Here is a 9,370-nt window from a genome sequence, read left to right on the forward strand (position 1 = left end):
TTTCCTTTTTTCCCTGATGCGTACCGATTTGCCTCTTAAGAACGTTCAGGGTGCGGCGATCTTTAAACACGTCGGCGGATTGGCTTTGGGGACCAGAATCTGGGTACCGCTTTGATCCAGCGTGTCAATCGCTTCGTAAAAACTGAGAATTGGAATGGTCACCCGGGTTACCCAGACGTTATTTTCTTCCGGGAAGGCATCCTGCGCACCTTTGAATACAATATTCTGCTGGGCAGAGACAATATAGGCAAAGCGTTGATGGCAGAGGTCGTCGTAGAATTGCTGAAGGTAAGCCCGGTTATCTGACATGGCGTATTCCATCAGGTCAATGGTTTCGTAGGGAAATACCAGGCGTACCCCTTCAATTTGATGGAAGGTCAGCAAATGTCTCTGCCAGATGAACAGCACCGGTTGTTGTCGTTCCACGGCGGGTTTCAGGTAGGCTCTCAGCAGGTTCAATTCAAATTCGGCGCGGGCTTTATCCAGAATGGGGATGGGACGCCCTTCCATCACTGCGGGGTAGAGCGGCAAAAGGAAAGCCAGTGCCAGCAAGATTGCCGGTTTGCGGAGAGGCACAAACGGTACTTCTTTGCTCACCTGACCGGTGAAAATTGCACTTCCCCATATCCACAGCACCATCCAGTAAGCATCCAGATTGTGCAGGTTGGCGCCTCCACCAATTTTGGTGCTGACCACCATCCCGCCGGCGAACAGGATAAATAAAATCCCGCCTGATCCGATCAGTCGCAGTGGATGGAGAACAGAACGGCTGGCATTGGACCCAATCAATGCCAGCAGGGGCAGGCTGAGGATCAGAGTCAACGGCAGAATGCCCGGCGGGTAAGTAGGGCTGGGGAGCAGGCGGTACCACAGCAAACTGGAGAAAAAACTGGATCCGAATGAGGAAATATCGGGTTGCCCGGAGAGGGCAATGTACCCTGCCTGGGCGATAAAGGCGCTGAGAATGCCTGCCAGTCCCCACAGGAGAGGATTTCTCGCCCAGCGCCAGAAGTTCCCTTGGTACGGACGTTCCATAAGATAAAGGGTGATCGCCAGCATGGCAGGCACAGGAAACCAGTTCACCCGGCTGATGCCTGCCCAGAGAGACGCCAGGACAATGATGACAAGAGATTTCCAGAACCGACGGCTCTCAAACCCAGCCAGCACAATACCGGACGCGATCAGCAGGTGATAATAAACCGGTCCCTGCATCAGGAACAGCGATGACCAGCCAATGAAAAGCCCCTGTATGGTTCGGGAAGGAAAGGGCAAGCGCCGTGCAAGCAGGAAGGCATTCAGTAAGGGCATGCCAGTCCACAGGAGTGCCTGCCAGAAGCGGTGCGCCCAGAGGGGAAGGTTGCCAGCCAGATGCGGAATGGACAGCAGAAGATAGCGCGAGGGATGCAGGAACGGCAGGGGCGTTGCCTCGCCGTAGATGGCTTTTGCGTGGAACAGTGAGCCATAGTAAAAGCGGCTGGCTTCCGACCACCCCAGGGTGAAGGGATAGTCCCGAACGGCGGAGAAATACTCTCCACCTCGATGAATCAGTCCCAGGAAAAGCAGTGCGCCGGCAAGTGCTTCAATGGCTTGCAGGCGTGGGAACAGCGCCATGAGGAAAGGGGTAAGCAGGACTCCCAGCACCCAGAGCAGGCTCAATCGCAACAGCGGGTTCAGGAATAAGTCATTGCGCTCAAAGAGGTTGGGGTAAGGCATGAAAATCAACTCCAGCCATGTCAGCGCCGCCAGCACAAGCACGCCCATCCCCAGCCAGGAACCTTTCCGCAGGGCTTGCAGGATTCGCTTCAGGACATTTTCTACAATGTGCCAGCGTCGGGTAAAAGAGAGCGCCCACAGGATGGCAACGAAGACAAAGAAAAACCCTCCAAGGGTGAATGCCAGCATCCATTTACCCGAGGCAGGCAACCGTCCATCCTGCACGGCAGGGATACCCAGATCCAGCAGAGCGAATCCCGTGGCAAGGAAGGTCAACCCCAGAACGGCACGCCGCCAGGTCATTTCTGTGCATCCTCCCGTGCGGCAAGGATGCCCGGCACAAACAGCGCGCCGGGCAAACTGGCGAGCATTTGCAGGGCGCGCAGCAGTACCGCCAGCGTCAGACTGGCTTCCATGGAGATGCCGCCCAGATGGGCGTAGAGCAGGGTGCTGGATACTTCCTGTAAACCCAACCCGTTGATGGAAACCGGCAGGAGGGTAATGAAATACACCAGTGACCAGATGCCTGCAATGGTCAACCAGTTGATGGATTGTCTCTGCCCTGCCAGCAGGATGTCAATCGAGGTGAACAGACACACCATATGCACAAAGGTAAAGCCCAGCGATGATACCAAAGTCACCGGTTTGTGTACCCAGAAGCGGAAATGCTCCATCAGGTGGGAGAGGAAAACGCGTACTTTTTGCACCAGAGCAGGGAAAGGCAGGATCGCGCCTGCCAGGACAGGCAGCCCTGCATCCAGCGCGCGCGCCAGACCCCAGGGCAATGCCAGGGTCATCCCCGCCATACCAATCAGGCGGTCTGCCACCAGAGAAGCGGTGCTTAAGGCGGCATCCATGCGCAACTGAATGGCGCCCACCAGGCGCACGGCATCTCCGCCGACGGTGGTGGGCAAAAAATTGGCGGCAAATAAACCGGCAAAGGTAAGGCGTAAACTCTGGGAGAAGCGCATGCGGGGCTGGGCAGATGCCAGCAGGACATGCCACCGCAGAGTGACCGCCAGGCGAGAAAGCAGAGTCAAACCCAGTGCCGCCAGCCAGCGCCAGGGTTCAATTTGCTGGAAAGAGGCGCGTAAAACCTCCCAGTCCTGTTGTGTTGCCAGATACCCCAACAAAATCAGGGTCAGCAGAGTTCCTGCCCATCGAATCCAGGTGGCTTTGGAACGGGGAACCTTCATACGTCGGGGGGGAAGTTGAGGGTTTTTCGTACGGTGTAAGTGGGTTTGCCCTGCGATTCATGGTAGGTACGCACCAGCAGTTCAGCGATTAACCCCATCAGAATGGACTGGAAGCCAAAAATGGCTACCATGGTGCTGATTTGAAACAGTGGACTGCCCAACACAGAAATGCCGAAGAACACCCGCCGCACGAACAGGTAAAACAGCACCAGGAACGCCAGCGCTATCAGCGTGATTCCCACCCCACCGAAAAGGTAAATGGGCTTGTTCGAGTAACTGGAAAGGAATTTCACCGTGAAGAGGTCGAGAATCACTTTGGCGGTGCGCTCCAGACCATATTTGGCTTTGCCAAAGCGGCGCGGATGGTGATGGACTTCAACTTCCAGAATGCGGGCGCCAACCGAATGTGCATACACGGGAATGAAACGGTGCATTTCGCCATACAGGCGGAAGCCAGTAAGCACTTCGCGGCGGTAGGCTTTCAGGGTGCAACCATAATCGTGGAGGTGTACGCCCGTCACCCGGGAAATCAAACCGTTTGCCAGTCGGGAAGGCAGGGTACGGCTCAGGTCATCCTGCCGGTTTTTGCGCCACCCGCTGACCACATCGTATCCTTCACGAATCTTTTCCAGCATCATGGGAATATCGGCGGGGTCATTTTGCAGGTCGGCGTCCATCAGGACAACAATCTCGCCGGAAGAATGGTCAATCCCGGCGGCGATAGCGGCAGTTTGACCGAAGTTGCGCCGCAACAGCACCACGCGCACATGCTGGGGGTCCTGTTTTGCCAGAGTTTGCAGAACCTGCGGACTCCCATCGCGACTGCCATCGTCTACCAGAATCAATTCCCACTGGAGATTGAGCGGTGCCACGGCTTTGATAATGGCTTGATACAGCAGAGGAAGATTTTCCTCTTCGTTATAGACGGGGACAACGATTGAGAGATCCATCACGCCCCAATTATAGTCGAGATTCGTTTTTCTCGATGTTCCCCATGCAAAAGAAAACCGCGCCTGGATAAGGCGCGGTGATCCGGTTGAACCTCAACAAAATTATGGCAGTGGATTGCTCTGAGCGAATGGCGTTCCGAGGATGATCTCAATATCCACCTGGGCATTGGGATCATAGCGATTGAGTACGCGGGTATTATCTTTGCCCAGTATTTCCAGCAACATGGTCATCGTATAGGGTTTACCGCTGTAGTCAATCAGGGTGTTGAAACCGTACACCTGATCTGCATTGCCTTCACCGGTGACATTCAAGCCTTTACTCCGCAAAAACTCAGCCGTTTTGCCAGCCAGCCCTTCAGTCGTCGTGCCGTTCTTGACGAGGATGCGCGCGGCTTCCTGTTTCACCAGTTCCTGAGGATCATCACTGACTGCCGCAGGGCCTACCGGACCGCCAGTGGCAAAGATTTCATCGCGAAGAACACGAATCTGATCGGTGACAGGAATCTCTATGGCTTGCCCGTCTGGCGAAGTGCTGAAAGTGACGTAATTGGGAGGACCGATAATACCGCGTTTGATATTTTCTTTGTCAATTTGCTGGCTCAGCCATGCCAGTTGAATGATCTGTTCCAGAGTCAGGTTGGTGCGTACACCCGATTGCACTTCAGCATACAGGCGCGGTGCTTTGGTGATGAGTGTGGGCAGCATGTTGAATTGCAACACGCGGTCGCGGATGGAAATGAGCACTTCCTGCTGGCGGGCGGCACGGTCAAAATCCCCGCCTTCAGTGTAGCGGTTGCGAGCATAAGCCAGCGCCAGATCGCCGGGCACCGTATACACGCCCGGATCCAGCCAGACGGTGTTGTTCGGGCCGATGGGGTCGAGTTTGATGCGTTCTTTGGGACGAATCTTTACCCCGCCCAGTTCGTCTATGATGCGTACGAAGGCGTTAAAATCCACGAGCGCGTAGTACTGGATGGGCACACCCAGCAGTTGCTCCACGGTGCGCATGGCAAGACCGGGACCGCCTTCCGGCAGTTTGTACGCCTCACCCAGAAAGTAGGCGGTGTTAATTTTGCCGTAATCAAACCCGGGAATCTGCACCCACAGGTCGCGGGGAATGGAAAGCATCCCGGCAGTTTTACTGACCGGGTCAACGGTCAACAGCATCATGCTGTCGGTGCGTGCAGCGCCGTTCTGGTCGCATTCGGCGAAATTGTCTTCACAGTCGCGGTAATCCAGTCCCATCACCAGCAGGGTGACGCGGGTTTTCCCATCCCACGGCTTGGGTTCGGGACCGGCGCCGCTGTTCTGGAGCGGACCTTCGGGCAGAGGCACATTGCTGTTGCCCTGATTTTGTCCCCCCGTTTGGGAAGGCGATGAGATGGCGGGGGCATTGCCCATGCCGGTCATCGTCCAGGAGGAAAACAGATTGCGCGCCCAGAGATACGCCACAATCGCGGTTGCCAGTGCCAGCACCACAAAAACCACCAGCAGAATCAACGTGGTGCGATCCAGTGAGGGTTGGGGTTGTCGATATCGAGAACTTACACGAGCCATGGACTGCATACTCTCTTCTCTCCCATTGCGGATGTTACTGCTCATGTGTGCAAGAAGCGTTCCATCCGCCGGGGAGAGGAAATATTATTTGGGAGAAGGGGGCGGCACGGGCAGGTCTTCAATGGCAGTCTGTATCCACCTGTCGCCTTCGTCAATTAACATAACCGGGATGTCATCCACAACGGGGTATTTTCGCTGGCAATCCTGACATACCAGCCAGGACTCCCGCACAAGGGTCAGCAATCCTGTTTTGCCTTCCTCCCGGACGCATACAGGACAGCGTAAAATCTCCATTAAGTCAGGGTGCACCATACCATTCTTCTCCTACCATTTGGGTCAGGCTAGGTCAATTGTATCACGAAAAAAGGGGCAATCCCAAGCGCGCATTTCTCAGGTCATTGTTTTATGGTCGCGATGGCAGAGTGAAACCTGCCAGATGATCAAATGCCGTCTGGTTCTACCGGATTACTGCGGGCAGAAACACCCGGTAGGTCAGAGAATTCACCACGGTAATGCGAACCGGGATGGACTTTGAAGAGCCTTCCGGCGGATTGGTGACTGTAATGGACAGAGTGCCCTGAGTGGTTCCCACGTTTTGCAGGGTGGCAGAATGCGGTGTGACCAGCATGGTATCACCGGGTGTCGTACCACTGGTGCGGCTGAGTTGCAGGAAATTGCTGGAAGGGCTGGTGCTGGCGCTCCACGTCAGCGGCGCACTGCCGAGGGAGTTTGTGGGCTGAACAGAAACGGAGTCCGGGTACAGTTTTCCGGTGCTTTTTTCGTAAACAAAGGCGATCGAATCGGGCAGGTTCCCCAGGCGGCTCCCGTTGGTAGTCAGGTAAATGGTATCGCTGGCGCTGGTCGAGGTGGAGCCATTGCGCAGTTCCACCGAGACGGTATGCGTACCCGCTGTCCAGGGCAAACTCCAGCCGTTCAGACGCTCCTGAAAAGGCATCCATGCTGTCCATGTGCCGGAGTCGTTGCGCAGGCGCATTTCGTTCCAGGTGCCCTTGCCATATATGTACAGATTGACATCCGGAAAATCCGTTTGCGCGGCTTCGAGGTTAATCACAATAGGGTAAACGTTGGAACGTTTCCCAAAATCCTGTGTCCAGTACCGGTAATAATACCCACCCCCGTAGGTGTACCCTACCCCAATCTCACGGTAATTGCTGTTGAGGATGTTTGCGCGGTGCCCTTCGGAATTCATCCAGCCTTCCACAACGGCTTCCGGGCTGGCGAATCCGGCGGCAATGTTTTCACCGAGAGCAGACCAGCCTGAATAAAAGTTGCTGATCCGACTGGACCAGGAACATACCAGAGTTCCGCCGTCATAAGAGTCGTGATTAAAGTAATTCTCGTCCATCATATCCTTGGAGTGGTAACGACCGGCGTAGTCCAGATCGGTGTTACGCTTCAGCGGGGGAATGCCCAGTTTGTTCCGTTCGATGTTGGTCAGTTCCACCACACGCTGTTCATAGGAGTCATTCATCGGCGCTACATTCACCCGTGTACACCCGGTAAAGAGCAGTTCGGATGGGGGTGGGGTGTCCAGATTGACCGCTTCGCCGATGACTTTGTCAGGTGGAGGCGTCTGGGCGGTGGCAAGCATGAACCAGAGGACAAGGGACAAAAGCAATAGAAGAGTGCGTTTCATGGTGAACCCTCATGAAAAAAAAAGATGCGCCTATCTAGAGGATAAGCGCATCCCCGTGCTTTTTGACTTTACAGGTCCTTTACGGTTTAATCCCGCGGGGGCAGTTCGGTGCCGGGACCGTACTCGAACACCTCTCCCCACGGCTCATAATGGGTGAAGAAGCGATCGCTGAAGTACAGCGTCCCATTCCTGTACACCCGGCGGGTCACCGTCACATCGGCACCTTTTGCCGCCCATTCCACCTGGCGGATTTCTCCCTGTTTGAGGTCCGGATTTTCACGGTACACCGTCTCCGGTGGATCGACAATGTTGGTTGGGCCGGTGGTATCCCATTCTACAGAACGCCCATCTCTGGTGGAGTAAAATTTCCAGGTCAGGCTGTATCCGTTGACGTAGGTTTCCATCAACAGCCAGTAAGGGGTGTCGTTGACAAACTTGAAGTCCACCAGCGGGACGAACACGGTAGCATCCAGCCCGGCAAGACGATCGGAATGCCCGGAAGCGGTTTGTTCGTAATATCCGACACGGTAGGCATGGGCGTGCCGTTCGACAATGGGGAATCCGGCGAAAAAGGCGTTGCGGAAGAGGGTGGTGCTCACCTGGCATACGCCGCCGCCCACGCCTTTGATGGTTTGTCCGCCGATGATGATGAGTGCTTCAGCATAGCCGTTATCCAGGGTAATATCGCCCATGGCTTGTGCCATGGAAAAGGTCTCGCCTGGCGCGACCAGCAATCCGTGGAATTTGGAAGCCGCGGCTTTGATGTTTTGCACCCGCTCTGCGCTCGAACCACGGAAATAGGTGGTGGTTGCCTGAACCAGTTCGGTAATACCCAGTTGCTCACCGGTCATGTCATCGGTCACCGGCGGATTGGTGTATTGAATCTGCAGGGCAATGGTGTGCTCGCCCTGGGCCAGTTTTTCCTGAATGAGGTTTGCGCTTGCAGAAACGTCCAGTTCCCTGCCAATGACGGCATTTTGAATCACTTCCAGCTGGCGGGTGTCATCGTTGAAGATAAAGCGGGCATTGACCGGAGAACGGCGCAGTTTGGGGGCTAAATCGCTCAGGTAGGTGAGCAGATAGGACTCGTTCAGCCCAACCTGATAGCGGGTGCCATCTTCTGCTTCAGCCCGCCGGATGACCAGCATTTGGGCTAACTGTTCGGGGGGGATAACCCATGGTCCATCTCCGGATGAGTCGCTGGCAGGCAGGGTGAGGGTCAGCGGCGCGCTGAGGATGCGGCGGGCTTGTTCGGCGGCGGTACTGGCATCCAGAATGGCGGGGGCTTCTTCCTGTACATACAGGTTGAGGATGGCGTCTTTCAGGGTTTGCATCTGCACACTGACCAGAATCAGCGAGGCGTTGAGGTCGAGTCTGCGCCCAATCTGTCCCTGGGTAACCTTGACCTCAGTGCCTTCTACCTGTAGGGTGGCATCCTTTGCGGAGATGTTAATTTCGGCGGCAATGTTGTTCAGATATGCCAGTGTGACCCGCTGGTCGAGCAACAACACCGGCGGGACATTTTTGCCACCTGCCAGCGCCAGACTCTGATCCCACAGGCGGGTGAGAGGATCACCGCTTCGTCCCACCTGAAAAGCCTGACGAGCGCTTGCCAGCGGGTCGAGCGCCAGTCCCAGTTCGGCAGGGGTAACCATCCAGAAGCGGTCCCCGTCTTTGAGGACGATTTTTCCGGTTTGCGGGTAAGTGATGCGACGCTGAATTTCCAGGGCGGCATCGCGAGGGGTCATCCCGCTTACGTCCACACCTGCCACACTCACACCGGGGAAAATCCTGCCGGCATAGACAATCTGGAACCCGAGGAAAAACACTGTCAGCACCACCGCAAATAGAGCAACACCCAGCATTCCTGCCAGCAAGATCTGCTGAAGAACAGGCACTGAAGGTTGTGGGGTGGGTCTTCGTGCGGGGTAATAAATTGTACTCATCTGGTCTCCATTATAACAAAACCGCTTAAGATATACATGAGACGTTCAGGCATGCAAAAAAGGTTCCAGAATAAAAAAACTGGAGGACGAATTTTGAATCAATTTTCTCAAATCCCTTGACACGGTATAGAAGGCGTGTATAATTCAGCCCGCTGTGAGCAACAGAACGGTTCCGAAAAAACAGCGGAACCGGGGGCACAAGAAAGAAAGCCCTGTAAAAATTGAGTGGCGTCGAGATAGACAGCCGGTGTCGGAACAGAGATGGGAAGACATCGGATTTTTATCGCCACAAACAAAGCACCTTAACAACTGAAGAGTGATAGGGAGAGACAGTAAGGAAGGGCACTGAGA

General features: G+C 55.2%; 7 protein-coding genes. All 7 read right to left on the reverse strand.

Annotated elements, in window-relative coordinates; genetic code table 11:
* Nucleotides 1-45: 45 nt before the first annotated feature.
* A complete protein-coding gene (locus LHF31_RS04860; RefSeq protein ID WP_298007095.1) occupies nucleotides 46-2,016 on the reverse strand; it encodes a hypothetical protein in 1,971 nt (656 codons plus the stop codon).
* A complete protein-coding gene (locus LHF31_RS04865; RefSeq protein WP_298007098.1) occupies nucleotides 2,013-2,909 on the reverse strand; it encodes a lysylphosphatidylglycerol synthase transmembrane domain-containing protein in 897 nt (298 codons plus the stop codon). The genes LHF31_RS04860 and LHF31_RS04865 overlap by 4 nt, the downstream gene beginning before the upstream one ends.
* Entirely contained in the window at nucleotides 2,906-3,859 is a 954-nt protein-coding gene (locus tag LHF31_RS04870) for a glycosyltransferase family 2 protein (RefSeq protein ID WP_303773714.1), read from the reverse strand. Before LHF31_RS04870 ends, LHF31_RS04865 begins: the two co-directional genes overlap by 4 nt.
* Before the next feature lie 102 nt (nucleotides 3,860-3,961).
* A complete protein-coding gene (locus tag LHF31_RS04875) occupies nucleotides 3,962-5,416 on the reverse strand; it encodes an LCP family protein (protein ID WP_298003947.1) in 1,455 nt (484 codons plus the stop codon).
* A gap of 84 nt (nucleotides 5,417-5,500) precedes the next feature.
* Nucleotides 5,501-5,728 carry a Trm112 family protein gene (locus LHF31_RS04880; protein WP_298003944.1) on the reverse strand — a complete coding sequence of 76 codons (228 nt, stop codon included), beginning with the start codon at nucleotides 5,726-5,728 and terminating at the stop codon, nucleotides 5,501-5,503.
* A gap of 145 nt (nucleotides 5,729-5,873) precedes the next feature.
* Nucleotides 5,874-7,073, reverse strand: a complete 1,200-nt coding sequence (locus tag LHF31_RS04885) for a CAP domain-containing protein (protein WP_298003941.1) — start codon at nucleotides 7,071-7,073, stop codon at nucleotides 5,874-5,876.
* Nucleotides 7,074-7,159: 86 nt separating this feature from the next.
* Nucleotides 7,160-9,019, reverse strand: a complete 1,860-nt coding sequence (locus tag LHF31_RS04890) for a VanW family protein (RefSeq protein WP_298003938.1) — start codon at nucleotides 9,017-9,019, stop codon at nucleotides 7,160-7,162.
* Nucleotides 9,020-9,370: the final 351 nt, after the last annotated feature.

The organism is Anaerolinea thermophila, from assembly GCF_020723905.1.
Taxonomy (GTDB): Bacteria; Chloroflexota; Anaerolineae; order Anaerolineales; family Anaerolineaceae; genus Anaerolinea; species Anaerolinea thermophila_A.

What these genes read in the sequence shown, in the direction of transcription:
- LHF31_RS04880 (WP_298003944.1), bottom strand. Translation starts at nt 5,728, where the DNA reads ATGGTGCACCCTGACTTAATGGAGATTTTACGCTGTCCTGTATGCGTC.
- LHF31_RS04865 (WP_298007098.1), bottom strand. Translation starts at nt 2,909, where the DNA reads ATGAAGGTTCCCCGTTCCAAAGCCACCTGGATTCGATGGGCAGGAACT.
- LHF31_RS04870 (WP_303773714.1), bottom strand. Translation starts at nt 3,859, where the DNA reads ATGGATCTCTCAATCGTTGTCCCCGTCTATAACGAAGAGGAAAATCTT.
- LHF31_RS04885 (WP_298003941.1), bottom strand. Translation starts at nt 7,073, where the DNA reads ATGAAACGCACTCTTCTATTGCTTTTGTCCCTTGTCCTCTGGTTCATG.
- LHF31_RS04860 (WP_298007095.1), bottom strand. Translation starts at nt 2,016, where the DNA reads ATGACCTGGCGGCGTGCCGTTCTGGGGTTGACCTTCCTTGCCACGGGA.
- LHF31_RS04875 (WP_298003947.1), bottom strand. Translation starts at nt 5,416, where the DNA reads ATGGCTCGTGTAAGTTCTCGATATCGACAACCCCAACCCTCACTGGAT.
- LHF31_RS04890 (WP_298003938.1), bottom strand. Translation starts at nt 9,019, where the DNA reads ATGAGTACAATTTATTACCCCGCACGAAGACCCACCCCACAACCTTCA.